At 75.1% G+C, this 25,557-nt stretch carries 24 protein-coding genes and 1 tRNA gene; 14 read left to right on the forward strand and 11 right to left on the reverse strand.

The window, feature by feature from the left end:
• Window positions 1–7: 7 nt before the first annotated feature.
• Complete coding sequence (locus ACI79W_RS18330; RefSeq protein ID WP_456563524.1) at window positions 8–1,186, reverse strand: PucR family transcriptional regulator; 1,179 nt, start codon at window positions 1,184–1,186, stop codon at window positions 8–10.
• A gap of 45 nt (window positions 1,187–1,231) precedes the next feature.
• Between ACI79W_RS18330 and ACI79W_RS18335 the strand changes: the two genes are divergently transcribed.
• On the forward strand, window positions 1,232–1,813 hold the full coding sequence (locus tag ACI79W_RS18335) for a pirin family protein (RefSeq protein ID WP_456563525.1): 582 nt from the start codon (window positions 1,232–1,234) through the stop codon (window positions 1,811–1,813).
• A gap of 45 nt (window positions 1,814–1,858) precedes the next feature.
• Window positions 1,859–3,064 (forward strand): M20 metallopeptidase family protein, encoded by a 1,206-nt coding sequence (locus tag ACI79W_RS18340; RefSeq protein ID WP_456563526.1) that lies wholly within the window; start codon window positions 1,859–1,861, stop codon window positions 3,062–3,064.
• On the opposite strand, the gene ACI79W_RS18345 is transcribed toward ACI79W_RS18340, so the two are convergent.
• Window positions 3,061–4,092: a LacI family DNA-binding transcriptional regulator gene (locus tag ACI79W_RS18345; protein WP_456563527.1), complete on the reverse strand. Its 1,032-nt coding sequence runs from the start codon at window positions 4,090–4,092 to the stop codon at window positions 3,061–3,063. The genes ACI79W_RS18340 and ACI79W_RS18345 overlap by 4 nt on opposite strands.
• A 163-nt stretch (window positions 4,093–4,255) precedes the next feature.
• Here ACI79W_RS18345 and ACI79W_RS18350 point away from each other — a divergent pair, with 163 nt between their 5' ends.
• Window positions 4,256–5,656 (forward strand): GH1 family beta-glucosidase, encoded by a 1,401-nt coding sequence (locus tag ACI79W_RS18350; RefSeq protein WP_456563528.1) that lies wholly within the window; start codon window positions 4,256–4,258, stop codon window positions 5,654–5,656.
• Window positions 5,657–5,701: 45 nt separating this feature from the next.
• Here ACI79W_RS18350 and aceE read toward each other — a convergent pair whose 3' ends face one another.
• On the reverse strand, window positions 5,702–8,503 hold the full coding sequence (gene aceE, locus ACI79W_RS18355) for a pyruvate dehydrogenase (acetyl-transferring), homodimeric type (protein ID WP_456563529.1): 2,802 nt from the start codon (window positions 8,501–8,503) through the stop codon (window positions 5,702–5,704).
• 406 nt (window positions 8,504–8,909) lie between these two features.
• Between aceE and ACI79W_RS18360 the strand changes: the two genes are divergently transcribed.
• The 3 genes from ACI79W_RS18360 to ACI79W_RS18370 all read left to right on the forward strand — a co-directional run bounded on the left by ACI79W_RS18360 (window position 8,910) and on the right by ACI79W_RS18370 (window position 9,913).
• Entirely contained in the window at window positions 8,910–9,329 is a 420-nt protein-coding gene (locus ACI79W_RS18360) for a DUF3052 domain-containing protein (protein ID WP_456563530.1), read from the forward strand.
• Between the two features lie 15 nt (window positions 9,330–9,344).
• Complete coding sequence (locus tag ACI79W_RS18365) at window positions 9,345–9,806, forward strand: peroxiredoxin (RefSeq protein WP_456563531.1); 462 nt, start codon at window positions 9,345–9,347, stop codon at window positions 9,804–9,806.
• Between the two features lie 35 nt (window positions 9,807–9,841).
• A tRNA-Val gene (locus ACI79W_RS18370) sits at window positions 9,842–9,913 on the forward strand.
• Between the two features lie 52 nt (window positions 9,914–9,965).
• Here ACI79W_RS18370 and ACI79W_RS18375 read toward each other — a convergent pair.
• A complete protein-coding gene (locus tag ACI79W_RS18375; protein ID WP_456563532.1) occupies window positions 9,966–10,769 on the reverse strand; it encodes an esterase/lipase family protein in 804 nt (267 codons plus the stop codon).
• 209 nt (window positions 10,770–10,978) lie between these two features.
• Between ACI79W_RS18375 and ACI79W_RS18380 the strand changes: the two genes are divergently transcribed.
• On the forward strand, window positions 10,979–11,890 hold the full coding sequence (locus tag ACI79W_RS18380) for an alpha/beta fold hydrolase (protein ID WP_456563533.1): 912 nt from the start codon (window positions 10,979–10,981) through the stop codon (window positions 11,888–11,890).
• On the opposite strand, the gene ACI79W_RS18385 is transcribed toward ACI79W_RS18380, so the two are convergent.
• From ACI79W_RS18385 to ACI79W_RS18400, 4 genes are all read right to left on the reverse strand, one after another.
• Complete coding sequence (locus tag ACI79W_RS18385) at window positions 11,887–12,918, reverse strand: NAD-dependent epimerase/dehydratase family protein (RefSeq protein ID WP_456563534.1); 1,032 nt, start codon at window positions 12,916–12,918, stop codon at window positions 11,887–11,889. The genes ACI79W_RS18380 and ACI79W_RS18385 overlap by 4 nt on opposite strands.
• Window positions 12,915–14,363, reverse strand: a complete 1,449-nt coding sequence (locus ACI79W_RS18390) for a WS/DGAT/MGAT family O-acyltransferase (protein WP_456563548.1) — start codon at window positions 14,361–14,363, stop codon at window positions 12,915–12,917. Before ACI79W_RS18390 ends, ACI79W_RS18385 begins: the two co-directional genes overlap by 4 nt.
• Window positions 14,364–14,487: 124 nt before the next feature.
• Window positions 14,488–15,477, reverse strand: coding sequence for an alpha/beta fold hydrolase (locus ACI79W_RS18395; protein WP_456563535.1), 990 nt, complete (start codon window positions 15,475–15,477; stop codon window positions 14,488–14,490).
• A 51-nt stretch (window positions 15,478–15,528) separates the two neighbouring features.
• The gene (locus tag ACI79W_RS18400) at window positions 15,529–17,493 is read right to left on the reverse strand and encodes an FUSC family protein (RefSeq protein ID WP_456563536.1); all 1,965 of its coding nucleotides are present in this window, start codon (window positions 17,491–17,493) and stop codon (window positions 15,529–15,531) included.
• A gap of 60 nt (window positions 17,494–17,553) precedes the next feature.
• Between ACI79W_RS18400 and ACI79W_RS18405 the strand changes: the two genes are divergently transcribed.
• On the forward strand, window positions 17,554–18,366 hold the full coding sequence (locus ACI79W_RS18405; RefSeq protein WP_456563537.1) for a Nif3-like dinuclear metal center hexameric protein: 813 nt from the start codon (window positions 17,554–17,556) through the stop codon (window positions 18,364–18,366).
• A gap of 15 nt (window positions 18,367–18,381) precedes the next feature.
• On the opposite strand, the gene ACI79W_RS18410 is transcribed toward ACI79W_RS18405, so the two are convergent.
• A complete protein-coding gene (locus ACI79W_RS18410; RefSeq protein WP_456563538.1) occupies window positions 18,382–19,158 on the reverse strand; it encodes a hypothetical protein in 777 nt (258 codons plus the stop codon).
• A 63-nt stretch (window positions 19,159–19,221) separates the two neighbouring features.
• Here ACI79W_RS18410 and ACI79W_RS18415 point away from each other — a divergent pair, with 63 nt between their 5' ends.
• From ACI79W_RS18415 to ACI79W_RS18430, 4 genes are read left to right on the forward strand one after another with little or no spacing between them, the layout of a single operon-like run.
• Window positions 19,222–21,024 (forward strand): carbon starvation CstA family protein, encoded by a 1,803-nt coding sequence (locus ACI79W_RS18415; protein WP_456563539.1) that lies wholly within the window; start codon window positions 19,222–19,224, stop codon window positions 21,022–21,024.
• Window positions 21,021–21,413, forward strand: a complete 393-nt coding sequence (locus tag ACI79W_RS18420; RefSeq protein WP_456563540.1) for a hypothetical protein — start codon at window positions 21,021–21,023, stop codon at window positions 21,411–21,413. Before ACI79W_RS18415 ends, ACI79W_RS18420 begins: the two co-directional genes overlap by 4 nt.
• 35 nt (window positions 21,414–21,448) lie before the next feature.
• Window positions 21,449–22,189, forward strand: coding sequence for a zinc ribbon domain-containing protein (locus ACI79W_RS18425; protein WP_456563541.1), 741 nt, complete (start codon window positions 21,449–21,451; stop codon window positions 22,187–22,189).
• The gene (locus ACI79W_RS18430) at window positions 22,186–23,280 is read left to right on the forward strand and encodes a bifunctional RNase H/acid phosphatase (protein ID WP_456563542.1); all 1,095 of its coding nucleotides are present in this window, start codon (window positions 22,186–22,188) and stop codon (window positions 23,278–23,280) included. The genes ACI79W_RS18425 and ACI79W_RS18430 overlap by 4 nt, the downstream gene beginning before the upstream one ends.
• 27 nt (window positions 23,281–23,307) lie before the next feature.
• Here ACI79W_RS18430 and ACI79W_RS18435 read toward each other — a convergent pair whose 3' ends face one another.
• Window positions 23,308–24,063: a sulfite exporter TauE/SafE family protein gene (locus tag ACI79W_RS18435; protein ID WP_456563543.1), complete on the reverse strand. Its 756-nt coding sequence runs from the start codon at window positions 24,061–24,063 to the stop codon at window positions 23,308–23,310.
• A gap of 24 nt (window positions 24,064–24,087) precedes the next feature.
• On the opposite strand from ACI79W_RS18435, the gene ACI79W_RS18440 reads away from it, so the two are divergent.
• A complete protein-coding gene (locus tag ACI79W_RS18440; protein WP_456563544.1) occupies window positions 24,088–24,447 on the forward strand; it encodes a DoxX family protein in 360 nt (119 codons plus the stop codon).
• A gap of 20 nt (window positions 24,448–24,467) precedes the next feature.
• Window positions 24,468–25,187 carry a PIG-L deacetylase family protein gene (locus ACI79W_RS18445; RefSeq protein ID WP_456563545.1) on the forward strand — a complete coding sequence of 240 codons (720 nt, stop codon included), beginning with the start codon at window positions 24,468–24,470 and terminating at the stop codon, window positions 25,185–25,187.
• Between the two features lie 64 nt (window positions 25,188–25,251).
• Here the strand turns inward: ACI79W_RS18445 and ACI79W_RS18450 are convergent.
• A partial coding sequence (locus ACI79W_RS18450) for an HNH endonuclease signature motif containing protein (RefSeq protein WP_456563546.1) occupies window positions 25,252–25,557 on the reverse strand: 306 nt, incomplete at its 5' end.

The raw sequence follows: 25,557 nt of genomic DNA on the forward strand, positions 1-25,557 counted from the left end.
GTCCGGGTCAGTGCCAGAGGGAGCGGTCGCGGTCCAGGGCGGCGAGCGCGAGGGCCACCTGGAGGGTCCAGCTCCCCCGCGGGTCGGTCGCCGAGAGCCCGGTCAGCTCCGCCGCGCGGCGCAGCCGGTACCGCACCGTGTTGGGGTGCACGAAGATCGCCCGGGCGCTCGCCTCGAGGTTGCCGCCGGTGCTCAGCACGGCCCGCACGGTCTCGAGCACGCCGCCGCCGGCCGAGCGCAGGGGAGCGGCCACCTGCTCGTGCAGCGCGGTGCGGGCCAGCGGGTCGCCGGCCAGCGCCCGCTCGGCCAGCAGCGCGTCGGCGGCCACGGGGCGCGGCGCCTCCGGCCACGCGCCGGCCGCCCGGAGCCCGGCGAGCGCCGCCGCGGCCGAGACGGCCGCCCGCCCCAGGCCGTCCACGACCGGACCGGTCACCACCGGGCCCTCGCCGCACTCGTCCGCGACCCGCTCCGCGGCCGCCTGCAGGTCACCGCCGCCGCCCAGGACGACCACCAGCTGGTCGGCGTGCACCCCGACCAGCACGTCGCAGTCGAGCGAGCGTGCGGCCCGGCGCACGGCCCCGTGCGGGTCGTCGACCCCGGTCGGCGTCGCACCGACCACGACCAGGGCCGGGGTGCCGGCGGCCCAGCCCAGCGCCGCCGCCCGGCCGGAGAGCTCCTCCGAGCGCTCGCCACGCACGAGCGCGTCGACCACCAGCGCCTCCAGGCGCGCGTCCCAGGCGCCCCGGTTCTCCGCGAAGGTCGCGTAGACGTGCGCGGTGGCGAAGGCGACCTCGCGGCTGAACTGCAGCACGGCCAGCCGCAGCGTCTCCTCGTCCCCGGGCTCGGCGACGGAGGAGACCCGCTCCTCCATGACCTCGACGGTGACCTTGATCAGGTCGACGGTCTGCTTGAGGGCCACCGCCCGGACCAGCTCGCGGGGCGCCGCGCCGAACACCTCACCGGTCAGCCGCGGTGGCTTGCCCGGGCTGCGGCACCACTCGACGAGGGAGGCGATCCCCGCCTGGGCCACCAGGGTGACCCACGAGCGCTGGTCGGCGGGCATGGCCCGGAACCAGGGCAGGTCCTCGTCCATCCGCGCGACGGCCTGCGTGGCCAACGACCCCGACGCGCGCTCCAGCCGCCGGAGCGTCGCGTCGCTCGGCGGGTGGTTGCTCACCCGACTCACCGGGTCAGCGTGTCACGCCCCCCCGGCATCGGGGAGAGTGAGGCCGTGGACGTTCCCCCGGTCGGTGCCCCGGCGGGCGGTGCGGACGGCCCGGTCTCCCGGGTCGTGCTCGCCCCCGACGACGGCTCGCTGGGCCCGCTGCTGCGGATCGCCGACGACCGGCTCGCAGCCGGTGCGGGCTACGGCGGGCACGACCACCGCGCCGTCGACGTCGTCGCCGTCGTCGTGGACGGGGAGCTGCACCACCGGTGGGGGGCGGGGGCCGAGCTCGCCGCGGGCGACGTCGCGGTGCTGCGCGCGGGAGCCGGGCTGACCCACGACGAGGTGGCCGGCGACCGGGGAGCCCGGGTGCTGCAGTGCTACCTGCGCAGCGCCGCGCCGGCGGAGCCCCCGGCGCACGCGGTCCACCGGTCGCCCAGCGGGTGGGTGGACCTGCGGCGCGAGGACGCGCGGCTGTGGGTGGGGCGGGCGGCGCCGGGGGAGGAGCTGGTGCCGCCCGCCGGCCTGGTGCTCGTCGCCGGTCCCGACGGCGTGCGGGCGCACGAGGGCGGCCCGGTGCGCGCCACCGGGGCGGCCACGGTCCTGGCCTGGCAGCTCGACGCCGGCCGGCCGAGCTGGGCGCGCTGAACGGGCGACGGGCGCGATGCGCCTCCCGTGGGTGAGAGTGGGGGCATGCCGACCAGCCCCTCCGAGGTCCTCGCCGCCGCGTACTCCGACGCCGACCGCACCATCGAGCTGCGCCGGCGGCTGCACCGGCACCCGGAGATCGGGCTGCACCTGCCGCGGACGCAGGCGGCGGTGCTGGAGGCGTTCGCCGAGCTGCCGCTGGAGGTGACCACGGGCACCACGACCAGCTCGGTGGTCGGCGTGCTCCGCGGCGACCGGCCGGGGCCGACCTTCCTCCTCCGCGGCGACATGGACGCCCTGCCGGTGCACGAGGACAGCGCCCTGCCGTTCGCCTCCGAGGTGCCCGGCGTGATGCACGCCTGCGGGCACGACACCCACGTCGCGATGCTGGTCGGGGCGGCCCGCCTGCTCGCGGACCGCCGGGAGGAGCTGGCCGGCCAGGTGGTCTTCATGGTGCAGCCGGGGGAGGAGGGCTTCCACGGGGCCCGGTACATGCTGGAGGAGGGGCTCCTGGAGGCCGTCCCCGAGGCGCCGGTGAGCGGTGCGTTCGCGCTGCACGTCTCCTCGACGCTACCCAGCGGCACGGTCAACCTGCGGCCGGGACCGGTGATGGCCGCGGCCGACCAGTGGCGCATGACGCTCCGCGGGCGCGGGGGGCACGCCTCCGAGCCGCATGCGGCGGCCGACCCGGTCCCGGTCGCGGCCGAGATCGTGCTGGCCCTGCAGTCGATGGTCACCCGCCGCGTGGACGTCTTCGACCCGGCCGTCGTGACGGTCGCGCACATCGAGGCGGGGAGCACGAACAACGTCATCCCGGACACCGCGTTCCTCGAGGGCACGATCAGGACGCTCTCCCCGGAGCGGCGGGCCGACGTCGTGGCCTCGGTGCAGCGGGTGGCCACCCACGTCGCCGCCGCGCACGAGATGGAGCTGCACTGGGAGCACATCGAGGGCTACCCGGTGACCATGAACGACCCCGGCATGGCCGCCCACGTGCTGACGACGGCGGCCGAGCTGCTGGGCCAGGAGGCGGCCGTGCTCATGCCGGCCCCCCTGATGGGCGCCGAGGACTTCTCCTACGTGCTGCAGCGGGTGCCCGGCGTGATGGCGTGGCTGGGGGCCCGCCCGCACGGGGTGGACGCCGCCACGGCCCCGCCGAACCACTCCAACCTGGTGGTGTTCGACGAGGAGCCGCTGCCGGCCGGTGTCGCTCTCTACGCGCAGATGGCGCTCCAGGCGCTCCGCGCCTAGGCCGAGGCCCGCCGGACCAGCGCGGTGCCGCAGAGGCGGGCCGCGACGGCCGGTGACCCGCCGGAGCCGATCTGCTCGAGCAGCAGGTCGACCAGCGCCCCGGTCATCTCCTCCAGCGGCTGGGCCACGGTGGTGAGCGGGGGGTCGCAGGTGGCGGCGACCTCCGCGTCGTCGAAGCCCACGACCGCGACGTCCTCGGGCACCCGCCGGCCGGCCGCCCGGAGGACGCGCAGCGCGCCGACCGCCATGGGGTCGGAGGCGACGAAGACGGCGTCGAGGTCGGGCACCTCGCCGAGCAGCCGCGCCATGGCGCGGGAGCCGCCGGCCTCCGTGAAGTCCCCCTCGGCGACGAGCTCCGGCCGGGCCGGCGCGCCGGCGGCGGCCAGGGCGGCGCGGTACCCGGCCAGCCGGTCGAGGCCGGCCACCATGTCGAGCGGGCCGGCGACGGTGGCGATCCGGGAACGCCCCAGCCGCAGCAGGTGGCGGGTGGCGGCCTCGGCCCCGCCGACGTTGTCGGCGTCGACGTAGGGCACCGGCCGGCCGTCGAAGGGGCGCCCGGAGAGCACGAGCGGTACGGGGGAGCGGTCGAGCAGGTCGGGCAGCAGGTCGTCGCGGTGCAGCGAGATGAGGATGACGCCGTCGACGTGCCCCTGCTGGACGTACCGGGCCACCTTCTCCTGCTCCCGGCGGCCCCGGGCGGCCAGCAGGACCAGGTTCTGCTCGGTGTCGGCCAGCCGGGCCGACAACCCGCGCACGATCCGGGCGAAGAAGGGGTCGGCGAAGATCTGCGTGTTCGACTCCGAGAGGACGAGGGCGATCGTGTCGGTCCGCCGGGTGACGAGGCTGCGGGCCATCCGGTTGGGCACGTAGCGCAGCGCCTCGACCGCAGCGCGCACGGCGTCCCGGGCCTCCGGGCTGACCCGCGGCGAGTCGTTGATCACCCGCGACACCGTGGCCCGGGACACCCCGGCGAGCGCGGCCACCTGCTCGAGCGTGGGCGTCGGAGGGCGCGCCCCGGTGGTCGTCATGGCAGCTCCTCGGTGACGGGCGGGGACCGCAGCGGGCCACCGGGTGGTCACCGTAGTGCCGGTGCGACCACCGCACGAGGTGTGAGAGCGTTCTCACCGCGCCAGGCGGCCACCTCGCCGGCCGGCGCCCCGGACCGACCGACCGCCAAGGAGCAGCGCGCCCATGTCCTCGACCGACAGCCGTCCGGAACTCGCCGGAGGGCTCACCTTCCCGCCCGGGTTCTTCTTCGGCGCCGCCACGGCCGCGTACCAGATCGAGGGCGCCGTGGACGTCGACGGCCGGGGCCCCTCGATCTGGGACACGTTCAGCCACACCCCGGGCCGCACCTTCCGGGGGGACACCGGCGACGTCGCGGTCGAGCACTACACCCGGTACCCCGAGGACGTCGCGCTGATGAAGGAGCTGGGGCTCTCGGCCTACCGCTTCTCCGTCGCCTGGCCGCGGGTGCTGCCCGAGGGCGCCGGCCGCGTGGAGCAGCGCGGCCTGGACTTCTACCGCCGCCTGGTCGACGAGCTGCTGGAGCAGGGCATCGACCCGTGGCTGACGCTCTACCACTGGGACCTGCCCCAGGCGCTGCAGGACCGCGGCGGCTGGACCGCCCGCGACACCTCGGCCCGGTTCGCCGACTACGCCGGCATCGTCCACGACGCGCTCGGGGACCGGGTGCGGCACTGGTCGACGCTGAACGAGCCGATGGTCAGCGCGCTCCTCGGCCACCAGTCGGGCGCGCACGCGCCGGGCATCCGGGACGCCGTCTCGGCCTCGCGGGCGGTGCACCACCTGCTGCTCGGCCACGGCCTGGCCGCCGGGGTGCTGCGCGAGCGCGGCGTCGACCACCTGGGCATCACGCTGAACTTCACGCCGATGTCCCCGGCCAGCGACCGGCCCGAGGACCTGGACGCCGCGCGGCGGCTCGACGGGCAGCAGAACCGCATGTTCCTGCTGCCGGTGGTCACCGGCGCCTACCCCGAGGACGTCGTCGCCGACCTCGCGGCCGCCGGCGCACCCCTCCCGGTGGAGGACGGCGACCTGGAGATCATCGGCGCGCCGCTGGACTGGCTGGGCGTCAACTACTACTTCGAGGAGACGGTGCGGGCCGGGGTGCGTCCCGAGAGCATGCCGCCGACCTCGTTCATCGGCGGGGAGGACGTCGTCGAGCTCGACCCCGAGGGCGTCACGACGACGATGGGCTGGGGCGTGAGCCCGGAGGCGTTCACCCGGCTGCTGCGGTGGATCGGGGAGCAAGCACCCGGCCTGCCGCTGGTCATCACCGAGAACGGCTCGGCGTGGGAGGACGAGGTCTCGCCCGACGGGGCCGTGCACGACCCCGAGCGGACAGACTTCCTGCTGCGGCACCTCGCAGCGCTGCGCACCGCCATCGACGACGGCGTGGACGTCCGCGGCTACTTCGCCTGGTCGCTGCTGGACAACTACGAGTGGGCCCGGGGCTACGCCCAGCGGTTCGGGCTGGTGCACGTGGACTACGACACCCAGCGCCGCACGGTGAAGGACAGCGGCCGGGCCTACGCCGACCTGATCCGCCGCCACCGCGAGCAGACCTGAGACGACGAGGGGGCGCCGGGCAGTGCTCGGCGCCCCCTCGCTCGTTCAGGTGGCCGGGCTGGGGTCCGACCGCTCCTCGGCCGGCGCGGCCTGCACGTCCCGGATCCGGTACTTCTCGACGGCCTCGCGCACCGTCGCGCGCTCGACCTGCCCCTCGTCGGCCAGCGAGGCCAGCGTGCGCACCACGATGGACTCCGCGTCGACGTGGAAGTGCCGCCGCAGCGCCGGCCGGGTGTCGGAGAGGCCGAACCCGTCGGTGCCGAGCGTCGCCATGCCGCCGGGCACGAACGGCGCGATCAGGTCGGGCACCGCGCGCATCCAGTCCGACACCGCCACCACCGGGCCGACCGTCTCCTGCAGGCGCGCGGTGACGTACGGGGTGCGCGGCTCCTCCTCCGGGTGCAGGAGGTTGTGCTCCTCGCACTCGTCGGCCTGCCGGCGCAGCTCGTTCCACGAGGTCACCGACCAGACGTCGGCGCTCACCCCCCAGTCCTGCGCCAGCAGCTCCTGCGCCCGCAGCGCCCAGGGCACCGCGACGCCGGAGGCCAGCACCTGCGCCTTCGGCCCCTCCAGCTGAGGACCCTCGGCGTACCGGTACATGCCGGCCAGCAGGCCTCGCACGTCGAGGTCCTCGGGCTCGGCCGGCTGGCTGAACGGCTCGTTGTAGACCGTCAGGTAGTACATGACGTCGGGCGAGCGGGAGCCGCCCAGCGGGGCGCCCGGGTCCTCGCCGTACATGCGGGCCAGCGCGTCCCGGGTGATGTGCGCGACCTCGAAGGAGAACGCCGGGTCGTAGGCGACCACCGCGGGGTTGGTCTGCGCCAGCAGCAGCGAGTGGCCGTCCTCGTGCTGCAGCCCCTCGCCGTTGAGCGTCGTCCGCCCGGCCGTGGCGCCGAGCAGGAACCCGCGGGTCATCTGGTCGGCGGCGGCCCAGATCGAGTCGCCGGTCCGCTGGAACCCGAACATCGAGTAGAAGATGTAGATCGGGATCATCGGCTCGCCGTGCGTCGAGTACGACGTGCCGACGGCGGTGAACGACGCCGTCGACCCGGCCTCGTTGATGCCCTCGTGCAGGATCTGGCCCTGCTCGGACTCCTTGTAGGTGAGCATCAGCTCGCGGTCGACCGAGGTGTAGCGCTGACCGGCCGGGTTGTAGATCTTCTGCGACGGGAAGAGGGAGTCCATCCCGAAGGTGCGCGCCTCGTCGGGGATGATCGGCACGAAGCGCGGGCCGAGCTCCTTGTCCTTGAGCAGCTCTTTGAGCAGGCGGACGAACGCCATCGTCGTCGCCACCTCCTGCTTGCCCGAGCCGCGGCGCAGGACGTCGAGCGCCTTGTCGTCGGGCGCCTTGAGCGTCTTGAACTCCGAGCGACGGCGCGGGACGGCGCCGCCGAGGGCCCGGCGCCGCTCGAGCATGTACTGCATCTCGTCGGAGTCGGGATCGGGCTTGTAGTAGGGCGGCAGGGTCTTGTCCAGCGCCGAGTCGGGGATGTCCAGGTAGAGCCGGTCGCGGAAGGCGGCGAGGTCCTCGGCGGTCAGCTTCTTCATCTGGTGCGTGGAGTTGCGGCCCTCGAAGTGGCTGCCGAGGGTCCAGCCCTTGATCGTCTTGGCCAGGATGACCGTCGGCTGGCCCTTGTGCTCCATCGCGGCCTTGAACGCCGCGTAGACCTTGCGGTAGTCGTGCCCGCCGCGGGAGAGGTTCCAGATCTCCTTGTCGCTCATGTTCTCGACGAGCTTGCGGGTGCGCGCGTCACGCCCGAAGAAGTGCTCGCGGACGAAGGCGCCGTCCTCGGCCTTGTAGGTCTGGTAGTCGCCGTCGGGCGTGGAGTTCATCAGGTTCACCAGCGCGCCGTCGCGGTCGGCGGCCAGCAGCGGGTCCCACTCCCGGCCCCAGATCACCTTGACGACGTTCCAGCCGGCGCCGCGGAAGAACGACTCCAGCTCCTGGATCACCTTGCCGTTGCCGCGCACCGGGCCGTCGAGCCGCTGCAGGTTGCAGTTGATGACGAACGTGAGGTTGTCCAGCTCCTCGCGGGCGGCCAGGCCGATGGCGCCCAGCGACTCCGGCTCGTCCATCTCCCCGTCGCCGAGGAAGGCCCACACGTGCTGGTCGGAGGTGTCCTTGACGCCGCGGGCGTGCAGGTAGCGGTTGAACCGCGCCTGGTAGATCGCGTTCAGCGGGCCGAGCCCCATCGAGACGGTGGGGAACTCCCAGAAGTCGGGCATCAGCCGCGGGTGCGGGTAGGACGACAGCCCGCCGCCGGGGTGGCTGACCTCCTGGCGGAAGCCGTCGAGCTGGTCCTCGGTCAGCCGACCCTCGAGGAAGGCGCGGGCGTAGATGCCGGGAGAGGCGTGCCCCTGGAACCAGATCTGGTCGCCGCCGCCGGGGTGGTCCTTGCCGCGGAAGAAGTGGTTGAAGCCGACCTCGTAGAGCGACGCCGACGACGCGTAGGAGGAGATGTGCCCGCCGACGCCGATGCCGGGCCGCTGCGCGCGGTGGACCATGATCGCGGCGTTCCACCGGATGTAGGCGCGGATGCGCCGCTCCACGTGCTCGTCACCCGGGAACCAGGGCTCGCGCTCCGGCGGGATGGTGTTGATGTAGTCGGTGCTGCGCAGGGCGGGCACGCCCACCTGCTGCTCGCGGCTGCGCTGCAGCATCCGGAGCATCAGGTACCGGGCGCGGCCGCGGCCGGCGTGGTCGACGACGGCGTCGAGGGACTCCAGCCACTCCTGCGTCTCGTCGGGGTCGGTGTCGACCAGCTGGCTGGGGAGCCCGTCGGTGATGACCGCGCGGGCCTGTCCTGCGCGGGCGGGGTCGCCGTCCGGCTGCTGCGGTGCGCTCATGCCCCCATCGTCTCCCGACGACGTCGTCCCCGTCACGTCGCGGCGCCATCTGCGGCCCAAGTCGTGTCGGGGGGCGCGCCCGGGCAGCGCGCGGTGCCCTGCGTGCACGCAGGCTTGCGCCCCGCCCGCTATGCCCTACGCTTCCGCCTGCGGTGCCTCGACGAGACGGCGCCGTCCGGACTCCCGGCCACGAGGGCCGGGCGACGGGCGCTCGACGACAGCGAGAGGGGTGACATGACCGGGGTGCGGGTGGTTCTCCCGCTGGTCGTGTCGATCGCCGCCGCGTGTCCGTCCTCCGCCCGCTCGGTCCGCCCGTGACGCGTTCCCGCGCGGTCGCCGGCCCGGCCGGGCACCGTCCACCCCACACCAGGCCAGCAACAGGCCGACCCATGGAGGAGCAGCAGGGATGAGCGTCGACAGCACCGGCATGGCGGCCCGGTTGGGCATCAAGCCGGGCATGGTCGTGCAGGAGCTCGGCTGGAGCGAGGACGCCGACGAGGACCTGCGCGACTCGATCGTCGAGGCTTCCGGCAGCGAGATGGTCGACGAGGACACCGACGAGGTGGCCGACGTCGTCATCCTCTGGTGGCGTGAGGACGACGGTGACCTGTTCGACGCCCTGACCGACGCGCTGACCTCGCTGGCCGACGAGGGCGTCGTCTGGCTGCTGGTGCCGAAGTCGGGCCGGCCCGGGCACGTCGAGCCGGGTGACGTCACCGAGGTCGCGCCCACGGCCGGGCTCTCCCAGACCAGCAGCATCTCCGCGGCCAAGGACTGGTCGGGGATCCGGCTGGTCACCCCCAAGGCGGCCCGCAGCCGCCGCTGAGGCAGCATGGGCGGCATGAGCCTCTCCGTCGGTGACCGCGCGCCCGAGTTCAGCCTCCCCGACCAGGACAAGCAGGTCGTGTCCCTGGCCGATCTCCGCGGCACCCCGGTGCTGCTGGTCTTCTACCCCTTCGCCTTCTCCGGCATCTGCACCGGCGAGCTCTGCCAGCTGCGCGACGAGCTGGCGAACTACACCGACGCGGGCGTGACGGTGCTGGCCATCAGCACCGACCCCGTCTTCAGCCTCAAGGCGTTCAAGGCGCAGGAGGGCCTCGAGTTCCCGCTGCTGTCGGACTTCTGGCCGCACGGTGCCGTGGCCCAGGCCTACGGCGTGTTCAACGAGAAGGCCGGCATGGCGCTGCGCGGCACCTTCCTGGTCGACGCCGAGGGCGTCATCGCCTTCGCCGAGGTCAACGGCCCCGGCGACGCCCGCGAGCAGTCCGGCTGGAAGGACGCCGTCGCCGCGCTCGCGGCCTGAGGCCGGGCGTCCCGGGCCCATACCCTGGACGCGCCGGGCGCGTAGCTCAGCGGTAGAGCTCTCGCCTTACAAGCGAGCGGTCGCAGGTTCGAACCCTGTCGCGCCCACCCCGTGCCGTCGCCGGCGAGCGCTCGGGCGGAGGTCCGGTCTGCGGGCCCCTCAGGCGGCAGCGGCTCCCACCGGGCCGCGCGCCGCCGGCTCGGCGGGCTTGGGGAAGGCCGGGCGCAGGAACGCCGGCGCCCTGAACGGGGTCCACTCGCCCTCGGGCTGGGCCAGCCGGTCGGCGATCGCCCACAGCGCCGCGGGGTGGTGCCCGATGCCGAGGTGGCTCGCGGTGACCGCGATGTTCTCGCAGCGCTCGCCGGGCGTGTTCAGGCAGGTCTGCCAGTGCACGATCCCGTCGTAGTGGGAGTAGATCGACGTCGCCGGCACCGGCAGCGGGCAGCCCTCGGGCTCCAGCGGGAACTCCCGCTGCTCCACGTGCAGGTGCGCGAAGCGGTCGAACGCCTTCGAGGCCCGGGTCTGGGTGTGCCGCTCGATGCGGAACGGGCTGCCCAGCGTGATCACCTGGCGCACCGCGTCGGGGCACTGGCGGGCGAGGTCGCGGGCGAAGATGCCGCCGAGGCTCCAGCCGATCACCGAGACCTCGCGGCGGTAGCGGTTGTGCAGGTAGTCGAGCTTGTCGCGCATCCCGTTGACGCAGACCGCGGTGGGGCCGATGTTCCGTCCCAGCCCCCAGCCGTGCACGCGGTAGCCCAGCCGCCGCAGCGTCGCCCGCAGCACCCGCGTCGAGGTGTCGTCGGCGAGCAGGCCGGGGAGGACCAGCACCGGGTGGCCGTCGCCCTTCGGCAACCGCTGGGTGAGCGGACGGGCCGCCAGGTAGAGGCCGTAGTCCGCGAACGCCCGCGTGGGCTCGCTCAGGTAGAGCGGGAGCGCCGGACCATCGCCCTGCTGTCGTGCCACGTCGTCCTCCTGGCTGCCGTCCGTTGGTGCAAGGGCTCTACCAAGATGCGGCTTGGCTCACACCTGCGGGCCCGGAACGCGCGGGCAGGAGTTGCCGAACTGTGTCCTGCGTCATAGCGGCCGTCGGCGTTCGTCCTGCGCCGGGCAGGGGCGGTGGGGGACCCGCCGGCAGCACGTGCCACCGTACGGACGACGACGGAGGAGGCAGGATGCGCGAGGACGGGACGCCCGGGCGGAGCCGCACGGTGGACCTCGGGGGGCCGGTGCACTACCTGGACTTCGGGGGCGCGGACGACGGGCCGCCGGTGGTGCTCGTGCACGGGTTGGGCGGTTCGCACCTGAACTGGGACCTCGTCGCGCCGGCGCTGCGGGACCACGGTCGCGTGCTGGCGCTTGACCTGCCGGGGTTCGGGCGGAGCGAGCCGGGTGGGCGCACGGCCAGCGTGCCGGCGAACGTCGCCGTCCTGCACCGCTTCCTCACCGAGGTGGTGGGGGAGCCGGCGGTGCTCGTGGGCAACTCGATGGGCGGCATGATCTCCATCCTCGAGACGGGGGAGCACCCCGAGGCGGTCCGGGGACTGGTGCTGCTCGACCCCGCCGTCCCCGGGTCGCGGCGCGCGCTGGACCCCCGGGTGGCGGTCATGTTCGCGTTGTACGCGATCCCCTTCGTCGGCGAGCGGTTCCTGTGGTGGCGGCGGCAGCGGACGTCGGCCCTGGCCCGTGTGCACGAGATGCTGGAGTTGGTGGGCGTCGACGCCGGACGGGTGCCCCCCGACGTCATCGACCGGTCGGTGACCCTCCTGGAGGAGCGGCGTGACGTCCAGGGCATGGACCGCGCCTTCCTCGCCGCCGCCCGCTCGCTGCTGCGCGTGCTCGCCGATCCGCGCCGCTACCGGGCCGCGATGGCCTCGATCGACGTCCCGGTGCTGCTGGTCCACGGCGACCGCGACCGGCTGGTGCCCGTGGAGGCGGCCCGCGACATCGCCCGGCGGCACCCCGCGTGGCGCTACGCCGAGTGGTCCGGCGTCGGGCACGTGCCGCAGCTGCAGGAGCCGGAGCGGCTGGTCGCCGAGGTGGGGGACTGGCTGCGGGACGCGCAGCTCACCGGGCCCCGGGCCTAGCTCCCGTTGCCGGGGCGGAGCGTGTCCCGCAGCGCCTCCAGCCCGGTGTAGCGCGGTCGCCAGCCCAGCTCCTCGCGGGCGCGGGTGGTGTCCATGATCGCCGGCCGGCTGGCCGCCTCCACCCACTCCGCCGCGGGCGGCAGGAACGGCAGCCGGGAGAACGCGCGGGCGGCCGCCTGCGCCGGCGCGGCCGGCAGGGGGATGGCGAACGCCCCGAACTCCCGGGCGACGTCGGCAGCGGTGAGGACGCCCTCGCCGGCGATGTTGTAGGCCCCGGGCGGGCCGGCCCCGAGCACGCACAGCAGGAGCGCCTGCCCGACGTCGTCCTGGTGCACGAACTGGAGCGGGTGCTGCGGGACGAGCAGCGGCACGGGGACCGGCAGCCGCCGCGGCCGGCCGAACAGGCGACGCCCCACCGGGGCGAGCGGGCCGGGCAGCACGTCCTTACCGCCGACGGCCTGCGGGCCCAGCACGACCGGTGGGCGGAGCAGGTACAGGTCGAGCTCCGGCGCGGCCGCGGACTCCTCGTCGAGCAGCTGCTCGAGCTCGGCCTTCTCCTGCGCGTAGAACAGCCGTGACGCCGGCCGCACCGGCCAGTCCTCGGGGATGAGCTCAGGGTTGTCGCGGTGGAAGCCGTAGGCGGCGACCGACGAGGCGTAGACGAAGCGCCGTGCGCCGACCGCGGCCGCCGCGCGGAAGACGTTCAGGGTGCCGTCGACGTTGATCGCCCGGGTCGTCTGCCGGGACGCGTTGCCGGTGATGAGGAACGCCAGGTGGACGACGACGTCGGCGCCGGCGAACGCCTCGCGCAGCGCCGCGGGGTCGCGCACGTCGCCCTGCCGGTACGTCATCTTCGTCCAGCCCCGCTCGGCCGGGTCGAACGGCCGGCGGGCCATCCCGATGACGCTCTCGACGCGATCGTCCTCCTGGAGCAGCGGCACCAGGCCGGCGCCGAAGGTGCCGGTCGGCCCGGTGACGGCGACGGTGAGCCCGCGGGTACGGCCCCCTCGCTTCTTCGCCGGGCTCACCGGGCGGCTGCCGAGGTCGTCGGCTTCCCGCCGGTGGGCTGGTCCACCGGGGGAGTGGCCTCCGCCGCCCGGGCCAGCTCCAGCAGCTCCTCGATGCCGCGGCGGATCCCGCCGGAGAGCACGTCGACGTCGGGGAAGGCGTCGAAGTCGGCGTTGATGCCGAAGGTCATGGTGTCCAGGTAGCTGAAGATCCCGATGGAGCAGCGGGTGCCGCCCGCGATGGGCACGTAGGCGTGCGCGGAGCACATCCGCTTGCCCAGCACGTAGAGCGGCACGCGCGGGCCGGGGACGTTCGTCGTCACCGCCTGGCACCACATCTGACCGGCCTGCATCGCGGCGCGCACACCCAGGGAGAGCAGCGTCGGGGCCACGAAGTCGCCCGTCGAGATGATGGAGGGGACGTCGACGGCCTGCATCGCCCTCTTGTACTCGTCCATCTGGCCGCGGATCGTCCGCAGCCGGGACGCCGGGTCCGGGTCGCCGACGGGGAGGTCGACGAAGACGGCGGAGACCCGGTTGTCCAGCGAGCCGCGCTGCTGATGCGAGCGCACGGACACCGGCACCATCGACCGCACCACCAGGTTCTCCGAGGACAGCTCACCACGGCCCTTGAGCAGGTCGCGGAAGCCCCGGGTGATGGCGGTGAGGACGACGTCGTTCACCGTGCCGCCCAGCGCGGTGCGCACGGTCCGGAACTCCTCGAACCGGCCCTGGGTCCACGCCCAGCGCCGGTGCGGGCCGATGTGCCCGTTGAGCGACCGGGCCGTCGGCGTGATCGCCTGCTTGGCCAGCGAGGGCACGGTGCGGGCGAGGGTGCGGCCGGACTCGGTGAGGCCCCGCACGTTGCGGACGGCGCCGTGCACCGTGGGCAGCGAGGTGAGCGTCCGCAGCGGCTGGGTCGCCGCCTCGGTGACCGCGCCCGCGACGAGGGAGAGCGCCGAGGGGTCGCGCCGCGGCGTCCAGTCGCGGGGGTCGTCGTGGGTGGCGTCGGGGTCCAGGTCGAACATCAGCTGCATCAGGTCGGTGCCGGCGACGCCGTCGACCATGCAGTGGTGCACCTTGGAGATCAGCGCCCAGCGCCCGTCGGCGAGGCCCTCCACGAGCCACAGCTCCCACAGCGGCTTGGCCATGTCCAGGCGCTGGCCGAGCACCCGGCCGGCCAGGTTGCGCAGCTGCTCGTCCCCGCCCGGGGAGGGGACGGCGGTGTGCCGCACGTGGTACAGGATCTGGAAGTGGGGATCGTCGACCCACATCGGCCGCCCGAGCTGCAGCGGCACCTCGCGCACGCGCTGCCGGTACCGGGGCACCAGCGGCAGCTTGCTCAGCAGCAGGCGCACGACGTCGCCGTAGGTGGGGGCCGGGCCCTCGAACACCGCCACCGACCCCACGTGCATGGGGGTGTTCTCGCTCTCGGCGAAGTAGAACCCGCTGTCGAGGGCGCTCATGCGGTCCACGTCTGCCTCCTCGGCCGTCACGGTTCGGAGCCGCCGACGTTAGGTGTGCTCGTACGTGCACGCACATCGATCGTGTGGCGGCGGCCACATCGTCCCTGCCCGGGACCGCATCCGGTCAACCGGCCTCGCGCTGCTCGACCTCCACGCGGTCGAGCAGATCGGTGAACGCGCGGTTCACCACCTCGGGGCGCGTCAGGTTGACGCTGTGCCCGGCCCCGGGGACGACGGTCAGCTCGGCGCCCCGGCCCACCGCCTCGGCGATCCGCCGGCCGTGCGCCTCCGGGGTGAGCCGGTCGTGGGTCGCCGCGACGACCGTGACCGGCACCCGGCGGAGGACCTCCAGCGCCTCTGCCTCGTCGTGGTCGAGGAAGGTCGCGTAGAACGCCATGGTCACCGGCAGCGGTGTCTCCTCCAGCAGTTGCTGCACCATCCGCACGGAGCGCCGGTCGGCGTCGTCCCGCCCGAAGAGCAGCCGCCGGATGGCCCGCCGGCCGAGGAAGGTGCCGCGCCGGCGCCGCCGCTCCAGCGCCGGGGCCAGCCGCTGCAGCAGCCAGAGGTAGATCCGCAGCAGCCGCAACCGGCGCAGCACCGCGACGAGGAACCCGGTGAGCCCGCCCACCAGCCCGCCGGCCGAGGTGGCGAGCAGGAACGCCCCGACGACGCGGGTGCCGAACAGCTCCGGGCGCTGGCGCGCCAGCGCCAGGATGCTCATACCGCCCATCGAGTGGCCGGCCAGCACCACCGGCCCGGTCGGGGCGACGGCGTCGAGGACCTGGCCGAGGTCACGGCCGGTGCGGTCGATCGTGGCCCGGGTGAGCGGCGTCCAGCCGGAGCGGCCGTGCCCGCGCTGGTCCCACAGGACGAGCCGGGCCCGGCCCCGCAGCGCGGGGCGCTGCGGCTCCCACTCGGCCAGCCGCGCCGTGAAGCCGTGCGAGAGGACGACGGTGAGCGGGGCGTTGCCGGGTCCACCCGCCCCACCGCCCCCGGCCAACCCGTCGAACTCCACGTGCAGGTCGACGCCGTCGTCGGTGGTCACCGTCCGGGAGCCCGGTGGGGGCGGTCCGTCGAGCGGGGGCAGGGTCAGGAGCGGGGGGTCGCCGGCCACGGCGCCATCCCAGGGCCCCTGGGCGGGGGGCGCAACCGGGGAGGTGCGGGCTCAGTGCCCGCCGCGGCGCCCCGGGGCGGCCTCCCGCACCAGGCGGCGGGCGGCGTCGACCTCGCGGGCCACCGGGGCCAGCACCCCCTCGGCGTGCAGCTCCGCGTCGTCGGGCAGGGCGGCGCTGCGCACGTCCTCCTCCAGCCCGCGGATCGCCCGGCGCAGCACGGCCACCTGGGCCAGGTCGGGCGCCGGTTCCCCGCCGCGGCTGGCGATGACCGCCTCGGTGACCGCGTCGGAGGTGCGCTCGAGCTGCACGATCACCGGCCACCAGGCAGCGGCCCGCGTGCTGATCGGCGGCGGCTCGGCCAGGCGCCGCTGGAGCTGGGTCTGCAGCTCGGTGAGCGCGCGGTAGCTCCGCCGGCGGGCGCGGCGGCGCTCCGTCGGGCTTCCGGTGAAGGCCGCCGCCACGAAGGCGTCCAGGGCGCGCGCGGCCTCGCCCAGCGCCTCGTCGAGCGGGGCCCGCCAGGTCTGCGGCCACAGCAGGTAGCCGAACACGAGCACGATCGCGCAGCCGATGAGGGTGTCCAGCAGGCGGGCGCCCACGAGCCCCGGACCGCCCGGCATGGCGAGGTCGAGCAGCAGGATGATCAGCGGCGTCTGGAACACCGAGAACAGCCCGAAGTTGGCGTTGCGCGCCCACGGCAGCACCGCGGCCGAGCCCGCCAGCGCCAGCAGGACCCAGCCGTCGCGGGGGAGCACCGCGAGCAGCGCCGAGCCGAGCAGCACGCCCAGCAGCGTCCCGGCGCCGCGCTGCACCGCGCGGGTGAAGACCGACCCGAAGTCGGGCTTCAGGACGATCGCGACGGTGAGCAGGACCCAGTACGGGCGCTCGATCGGCAGGTACTGGCGGGCGATCTCGGCGATCGTCATGCACAGCGCGAGGCGGACGGCGAAGGCCCGGGCGTCGGCGCTGGCGAGCGTGCGGTCGCCCAGGTCGTGGAGGCGGGTGCGCAGGTCGGGCCGGGGGGCCGCGGCCGCGGCGCCGGCCCGCTCCTCGGGGTCGCCGACCACGTTCCACACCAGCCGCACGCCGTGGCGCACCGCCCGGACCGCGGGGTGCCCCTGCTCCAGCGGGGGCGGCCGCTGGTCGGTGAGCTGCCCGCTGCCGGAGACCGCCGCCGCCAGGGAGTGCGCGGCGGCGACGTCCAGCGGGTCGGCGGGCACGCCGGCGCGCGCAGCGGCGACCGCGCCCTCCACGAGCGGAGCCGCGGCGTTGAGGACCCCGGCCAGCTCGGAGAGCTCGCGGCTCCGCCCGGGCGACCGGCTGCGGCTGCGGATCACCCGGTCGTACGCGCCGTTGAGCGACGCCGTGAGCGCCCGCCGGGCCTCGGGCGCCGCCTCGCTGCCCACCGCAGCCAGCAGCTCGCCGATCCGGGTGAACACCACCGCGACGGCCGACCGGTCGGGGTCCAGCGGCTCGGTACCGGCCTGCACCAGGGTCGTCACCGTCGCCCACGCCGCCCCGCACAGGAAGAAGCCGACCTCGGCGGCGGCCGGCAGCGGGGTCACCAGCCCGGAGGCGAGGGCCGTGTAGACGAGCAGCTGCAGCGCCCCCAGCGAGAGCGTGGCGCTCACCGCGCTGATCAGCGCGGCGGCCGCCGACAGGGCGGCGATGACGACCACCGGCTCCCAGCCGCCGCCGCTCGCGAACTGGCCCACCAGCAGACCCAGCGTGCCGAACAGCGTGGCGGCGGCGATCCGGCGCAGCCGCTCGCGCAGCGGCCCCGGCTGCGGCGCGAGGCTCGCCGCCAGCGCACCGATGGTCCCGAAGACCCCCGCGCCGAGCGTGCTGCCCGCCTCCAGCGCGCCGCCCACCGCGACGGCGAGGGCCAGCGGCGCGGGGACGGAGACGGCGAACCGGGCGACGTCGCGCCACGGGACCGGCGGGGGAGTGGTGCGCACCAGCTCCTCCAGCCAGGCCGGGGCCCGCAGCGACCGCTCCCGACGTCGCCGCTCTCCCACGGCGGAAGCTTGGCATTCCGGCGGACCGGTGGCGCGCCGCCCCGCCTACGCTGACCAGCCGTGACCGTGCAGCTCGGGAAGGTCCTCGCCGCCCTCGACGCCCGCTACGACCCCGCGCTCGCCGAGAACTGGGACGCGGTCGGCCTGGTGTGCGGGGATCCCACGGAGCCGGTGCGCTCGGTGCTGTTCGCGGTGGACCCCACGGCGGCCGTCGTCGACGAGGTGGTCGCGACCGGCGCCCAGCTGCTCGTCACCCACCACCCGCTGTTCCTGACGCCGGTGCACGGCGTGCCCGCCGACGACCCGCGGGGGCGGCTCGTGCACCGGCTGGTCCGGGCCGGCGCCGCGCTGTTCGTCGCCCACACCAACGCCGACCGGGCCCCGGGGTGCGGGGTCAACGACGCGCTGGCCGGCGCGCTCGGGCTCGAGGACGCCGTGCCGCTGGAGCTCTCGTCCGCGGACCCCAGCGCGGGGCTCGGCCGGGTCGGCCGGCTGCCGCAGCCGATGACGCTGCGTGCCTTCGCCGAGCACGCGGCGGCGGCGCTGCCGGCCACGGCCGGTGGTGTGCGGGCCGCCGGGGACCCCGACCGGCGGATCGCCACCGTCGCGGTCTGCGGCGGCAGCGGTGGCTCGCTGCTGGGTGCCGCCGCCGCGGCCGGTGCCGACGTGCTGCTGACCAGCGACCTCAAGCACCACCCCGTGTCCGACGCGCGCGAGGTGCCCGGACCGGCGCTGTGCGACGTGGCGCACTGGGCCTCGGAGTGGCCCTGGCTGCCGGTGGCCGCGGACCGGCTGCGGCGGGATCTCGACGGCGCCGTCGAGGTCGCCGTCGCCGCGGCGCGGACCGACCCCTGGACCCACCGCGCGGGCTGATCCGGCTGAGTCGGCTCAGCCGTGGCCGGCCGCGCGCAGGGCCTGCACGCAGGTGCGCTCCAGCGAGCGCTGCCGGCGGATCCGCGCGAGCAGGCCGGGCACCGGCTCCAGCTGCCGGGTCGCGGCCGGGCGGACGCCGATCACCCGGCCGCCCGCGTAGCGGCCGGTGGTGGTGTGCACGGTCCAGCGCTCGACGTCGGGCACCGAGAGCTCCTGCCCGACCAGCACCGCCGGGCCGTCCACCTCGCCCGGTCCGCCCCGCAGCTCGAGCGGCTCGGCGTCCCAGTCGGCGACCCGCACCGTCCGCACGTGCAGCCCCCCGTCGTCGACCCCGAGGACGGCGTCGGCCGGCCCTTCGCGCCGGTCGACGGGAACGGCGACCTCCGCGTCGAGGACCAGCACCAGGCGCGGCAGGTACCACCAGTGCTCGCGGCGGAGCATGTGGGAGTCGGCGAGGGCCCGGGACGGCGGGTGCTTGCGCAGCTCCTGGTCCAGCAGGTCCTCGGTGAACAGCTCACCCGTGCCGTCCTCGACCAGGGTCAGCCGGCCGGTCAGCGCGAGGGGCGACCACCGCGACCCGGTGAGGCGCGGGTCGGAGAGCACGAGCGCGGCGGAGCCGGCGGCGGCCGCTGCGCGGGCGGTGCCCACCTGCGCCCAGGGCAGCGCGACGGCCGCCCGGCCCCCGAGGACCAGGGGGACGACGCCGGCGGCACCCGGGGGCCCGCCGGGCACGGTCCACAACAGTTCGGCCACGCCTGCGGCGTGGACGGAGGCCAGACTTGTGGTGTCCATCGCCTGGATGTCTACTCCCTCCGACGGCGGCGACGAGGCCGCCCGTGGACCTGGGGGTTCGCCGTGCCCGCGTTCGTCGTGGCCGCCGTGGTCGGGGTGCTGTTCTTCCTCGGTTACCGGTACTACTCCAGCTACCTGGCCCGGAAGGTGTACGCCCTGGACCCGGCGTTCGTCACCCCCGCGCACGAGTTCAACGACGGCAACGACTTCGTGCCGACGAACAAGCACGTGCTCTTCGGCCACCACTTCACCTCGGTGGCGGGGGCCGCGCCGATCGTCGGCCCGGCGATCGCCGTCTTCTGGGGCTGGGGCCCGGCGCTGACCTGGATCGTGCTGGGCACGGTCTTCGCCGCCGGCGTGCACGACTTCGGCGCCCTGGCGGTCTCGGTGCGGCACAAGGCCAAGAGCATCGGCACCCTGGCCGGAGAGGTCATCAACGGCCGGGCGCGCAAACTCTTCCTGGCGATCATCTTCTTCCTGCTCACCCTGGTGAACGCGGTCTTCGCCGTCGTCATCGGCAACCTGTTCGTCGCCAACCCGGGCGCGGTCATCCCGATCGTGCTGGAGATCCCGCTGGCCATCGCCATCGGCGTCTACATCTACCGGACCCGCTCGTCGGCGCTGCTGCCGTCGATCGCGGGCGTGCTCGTGCTGTACGCGCTGATCCTGGTCGGCAACGCGTTCCCCATCTCCCTCGACGGGCTCGCCGACGCCCTCGGCGTGGAGCAGACCCGCAACGTCTGGGTGGTGCTGCTCTTCGCCTACACCTGGATCGCCTCGCGCATCCCGGTGTGGGTGCTGCTCCAGCCGCGCGACTACATCAACAGCCACCAGCTGTTCATCGCCCTCGGCGTCATCGCGCTCGGCGTCATCGTCGGGATGAACACCATCCAGGCGCCCGTGGTCAACGACGTGCCCGCGGGCTCGCCGAGCTTCTTCCCCTTCCTCTTCATCACCATCGCCTGCGGGGCGATCTCCGGCTTCCACTCCCTCGTCTCGTCCGGGACGACGTCGAAGCAGCTGGACAAGGAGAGCGACGCGCGGTACGTGGGCTACATGGGCGCCGTCGGTGAGGGCTCCCTGGCCACCGGCGCCGTCCTGGCCGCCACGGCCGGCGTCGCCGCCTCGCAGGCCGACTGGGAGGCGCTCTACCCCGACTTCGCCACGGCCTCCAGCGGCGCGACCGGCAACTTCGTCAACGGCGTCGCGCAGTTCGCCAACAACCTGGCGATCCCGCTCGACATCGCGACGATCTTCGCCGCCGTCGTCGTCATCAGCTTCGCGGCGACGACCATGGACACCGGTGTCCGGCTGCAGCGCTACGTCGTCCAGGAGATCGGTGAGCTGATCGGGGCGCGGGTGCTGTCGCGCAACCTCACGGTGGCGACCACGATCGCGGTGCTGATCCCGCTGGGCATGGCGCTGCTCCCCGGGGGCGGGGAGGCCGGCTACACCTTCGGCGTCCTGTGGCAGCTGTTCGGCACCACCAACCAGCTCACCGCCGGGCTCGCGCTCTCGGTGATCGCGGTGTGGATCACCCGGCGCGGCCGCAACCCGCTCGCCGCTCTCGTCCCGCTGGTGTTCCTGCTGGCGATGACCACCTGGGCGCTCATCGTGAACCTGCGCAACTTCGTCCGCGACGAGCAGTGGGTGCTCGCGCCGCTGGACGCGCTGATCTTCGTGCTGGCGGTCTGGCTGATCGTCGAGGCGGTGATCGCGCTCCTCGCAGCGCGGCGGGAGCGGCCCGCGACCGTGGACGCCGGCGGGACCGGTGGCGGGCGGGAGTCGGTCGTGGCCCGGGCGAACCCCGACGACGCGGTGTCCGACCGCCCGGTCGGCGGGCCGGACCGGGGCGACCGCAGGTGAAGCGGGTCGTCCTCGTCCGCGGCCCGCGCGCGGCCGCTGGGTCCGGCGGCTGCTGCAGCGGGGACGTCCGGCCCTTCGACGAGGGCGGCTCGCACCGCCACGCCCCGCCGGCGGACGCCGTCGGCGACGTCTACCGCGCGCTGCGTGCCCGGCTCCCCGCCGACGTCGCCATCGAGGTGGTCTCCCCGTCGAACTGGCTGTGGCTGGTCCCGGAGCTGGTGCGGGCCGGACGCCGCCGCGGGCTCCGGGGCGCCGGGCTGCGCCGCTCGGTGCGCGCCGGCATGGCCGTCGAGTCGCTCGTGGTGGACGGCGTCGTGCTCGCCTCCGGGGGGCTGCCCGCGCCCGACGCCGCCGTCGCCGCGGTGGAGGCCGAGCTGGCGCTGCGGTGAGCGGGCCGCGACCGGGCCACGGGTAGGTTGGCGGGGTGAAGGTCGACCACTTCGAACAGCAGAAGCTCCTGGAGCTCGCGGCGGAGGACGTCGCCCTGACCCAGCTCGCGCACCGGCGGCGGACGCTGCCGGAGGCCGCCGCCGTCGAGGCCGCGGCGGAGACCGAGCGGACGCTCGCCGACGACGTCGTCCGGGCCGAGACCGAGGTGCGCGACCTGCAGCGCGAGGTGGCCCGCCTGGAGGCCGACGTCGAGACGGTCCGGCAGCGCGCGACCCGCGACCAGCAGCGCCTGGACGCCGGCGGGATCAGCGCACGGGAGGCGACGAGCCTGCAGCTGGAGCTGGAGTCGCTGGCCCGGCGCCAGTCCACCCTGGAGGACCAGGAGCTCGAGCTGATGGAGCGCCTGGAGAGCGCCGAGGCGACGCTGCGGGCGGCGCTGGAGGCGCGGGAGCAGGCGCGCGGTGAGCTGGAGCGGGCCGAGCAGCTGCGTGACGACGCGCTCGCCGACATCGCCGACGGCACCAGCAGGCACGAGAGCGCGCGCGCCGCGGTCGCCGGTGCTCTCCCCGCGCCGCTGCTGGCGCTGTACGACCGGGTGCGCACGCAGACCGGCACGACCGGCGCGGCGATGCTGCGCGCCCGGCAGTGCCAGGGGTGCCGCATCGAGCTCAACGGCCGGGAGCTGGCGGCCGTCCGCAACGCCGACCCGCACGAGGTCGTCCGCTGCGAGAACTGCGGGCGCATCCTCGTGCGCACCGCCGAGTCCGGGCTGTGAGCCGCCGGTTCGTCGTGGAGGCCGACGGCGGGTCCCGGGGCAACCCGGGGCCGGCCGGCTACGGGGCCCTCGTGCGCGACGCGGACACCGGGCGGGTGCTGGCCGAGCGCGCCGCGTCGGTCGGGCGCGCCACCAACAACGTCGCCGAGTACGGCGGGCTGGTCGCCGGGCTGCAGGCGGCGCTGGACCTCGACGCCTCCGCCGAGGTCGAGGTCCGCATGGACTCCAAGCTCGTCGTCGAGCAGATGTCGGGGCGCTGGAAGATCAAGCACCCCGACATGCAGCAGCTGGCGCTGCAGGCCCGCGCGATCGCCAGGAAGCTGGGCGGTGTCCGCTACACGTGGGTGCCGCGCGCGCAGAACGGCGCGGCCGATGCGCTCGCCAACAGCGCGATGGACGGCAGGCCGGTCCACCGCGACGCCGCCGCCGAGCCCAGCGTCGCCGAGGACGACGTCCAGCCGACGGCCGGACCGGCCCCCGTCGTCACCACCGTCACCCACCTCCTCCGGCACGGGCAGACCGAGCACACCCCGGAGCGCCGGTTCAGCGGCCGCAACGACCTGCCGCTGTCGCGCACCGGGCGGGCGGAGGCAGAGGCGGCGGGGGAGCGGGCCGCGCAGCTGGGCATCGACGTCGTCGTCGCCTCGCCGCTGCGCCGCACCCGGGAGACCGCCGAGATCGTGGCCGCCCGCCTGGGCCTGCCGGTGGAGTTCGACGACGACCTGGTCGAACTGGACTTCGGCGACCTCGAGGGGCTCACCTCCGACGAGGCGCGGGCCCGCCACCCCCTGGCGGTGCGCCGCTTCATGTCCGACGTGACGGTTGCCGCCCCGGGCGGGGAGTCGATCGCCGACGTGGGCCGCCGGGTGGCCGGGGCCCGGGAGCGCATCCTCACCCGGCACGCCGGGCGGACGGTCCTGGTGGTCAGCCACGTCACGCCGATCAAGCTGCTGCTCGCCGCCGGGCTCGGTGTGGGGGACGACGTCGTCCACCGGGTGTTCCTCGAGGCGGCCTCGCTGTGCACGGTGGCCTGGTCCTCCGACGGTCGCTCGTCGGTGCGGCTGCTGAACGACACCGCCCACCTGCGCTGACCCGCGCGCCGGGGCGGGCGCCGCCCGTCAGGTGCGGAGGTACAGGTAGACCGACACCGCGACGCCGACGGTGACGATGAGGACGCGCAGCGGTGCGGCCGGGATGCGGGTGGCGATCCGGGCCCCGAGGAAGCCCCCGACCAGGGTCGCCGGCGCGGCGACCGCCACGACCGACCAGTGCACGTCCCCGAAGAGGCCGAAGACCACGAGGGTGACGGTGGCCGTCACCGCTGAGACGGCCGACTTGAGGGCGTTGGCCAGCTTGAGCCGCCCGAGGCCCAGGCCCAGGACGCCGACCAGGATGACGCCCAGCGCCCCGCCGAAGTAGCCGCCGTAGACCGTCGCCGCGAAGAGCGCGGCGAACAGCCACCAGGGGTCCCGGGCCCGGTGCCCCTGCTCGTGCCGCCGGAGCCGGCGGGTGAGCAGGGGTTGGACCGCTAGCAGGAGGCTGGCCAGCAGGACCAGGACCGGGACGACGACGTCGAAGGCCGCCGAGGGCAGCACCAGCAGCAGGATGCTGCCCGCGGTGCCACCGAGTACGGCCACCAGCGAGAACCGGACGAGCCGGCGGCGCTGGCCCCGGTACTCCGGGCGGAAACCCGCCACGCCGCCGAGGTAGCCCGGCCACTGGGCGACGGAGTTGGTCACGTTCGCCTCGACGGTGCCCAGCCCGAGCGCCACGAGCGTGGGGAAGAGGATCAGCGACCCGCCGCCGGCGATGGAGTTGACGCCGCCGGCGAGGAGACCCACCACGGCCACCAGGAGCAGGTCGAGGGCGTCCACGGCGGGTGACCCTACGGTGGGCCGGTGCGGAAGCCGGCGAGCGCGACGTGGCTGGGGGCCCTGCTGGGCGGGTCGGGGGTGCTGCACCTGGCGCGCCCGCGGACCTACGAGTGGCTGGTGCCGCCGGAACTCGGGGCGGCGCGCGCCTGGGTGCTGGCCAGCGGGATCGCCGAGATCGGCACCGCGACCCTCCTCGCCGGCCCGCGCAGCCGGCGGGCCGGGGGCTGGTCGGCCGCGGCGCTGCTGGTGGCGTTCGTACCCGCGCACCTGCACCACCTCCGGCTCGCGCGCGGGAGACCGCCGGTGCTGGCCGCGGCCGTGGTGCGACTGCCCCTGCAGGTGCTGATGGTCGCCGCGGCGTTCCGGGTGGCCCGCGGCCGCTGACTGCCGGGCAGACTCTGCGCATGCCGCCCACCCGGATGCCCGACGACTGGCAGCGCGCTCTCGTCGTCGCCGCCCACCCCGACGACATCGAGTACGGCCTCGCTGCCGCCGTCGCCACCTGGACGGCCGCAGGCAAGGAGGTGCACTACCTGCTGGCGACCCGGGGCGAGGCCGGGATGGCCGGCATCCCCCCGGCGGAGGCCGGGCCGCTGCGCGAGGAGGAGGAGCGGCGGTCGGCGGCGGTCGTGGGGGTCACCGAGGTCGAGTTCCTCGACCACCGGGACGGCGTGCTGGTCGCCGGGCCCGAGCTGCGCCGCGACCTGGCCGGGGCCATCCGGCGGCACCGGCCCGAGCTCGTCGTCACCGGGTACTTCGGGCCGACGTGGACCCCGCCCGGAGTGTCACCGGCCTACCTCAACTCGGCCGACCACCAGGCCCTGGGGCAGTCCGTGCTCGACGCCGTCGCCGACGCGGGCAACGAGTGGATCTTCCCGGAGCTCACCGAGGAGCGGTGGTCGGGCGTCCAGTACATCGCGGTGGGGGAGCTGACCGACCCGCCGCACGAGGTGGACGTCAGCGACCAGGTCGAGACGGCGGTCGCCTCGCTGGCGGAGCACCGGCGGTACCTGGAGCTGCTCTCGGACGACCCGGTCGACGAGCAGGCACGGCAGATCGTCGACATGTCCACGCTGACCGAGGACGGACGGCGGCGCGTGGGCTTTCGGCTCTACTGGGGGTAGGCGCCGTCGCAGACCCGCAGGTACGCCTGCAGACCTTCGGTGCGTGACGGGTTGCCCGGAGGGCTCAGAACGGTGGTGGGTCGTCGTCCGGGTCGGGGTGCCGGTTCGCGGGGTCCGGTGGTGGTTGCGGTGGTGTGGTGAGGACGCGGTAGCCCGGTGGGCGGGTGGTGCGGGTGACGCCGCTGGGGGTGATGACGGTGAGCACGCCGTCGTCGTCGAGGGTGTGGGTCCAGCCGGGGGCGGAGGTCGTGAGCCGGTGGTGGTGGCGGCACAGGCAGCACAGGTTCTGGCAGGCGGTGGCGCCACCGTGGGCGTGGGCGATGACGTGGTCGAGGTCGGCCCAGCCGGCGGGGGTGGTGCAGCCGGGGTG

The organism is Blastococcus sp. SYSU DS0533 (assembly GCF_054050775.1).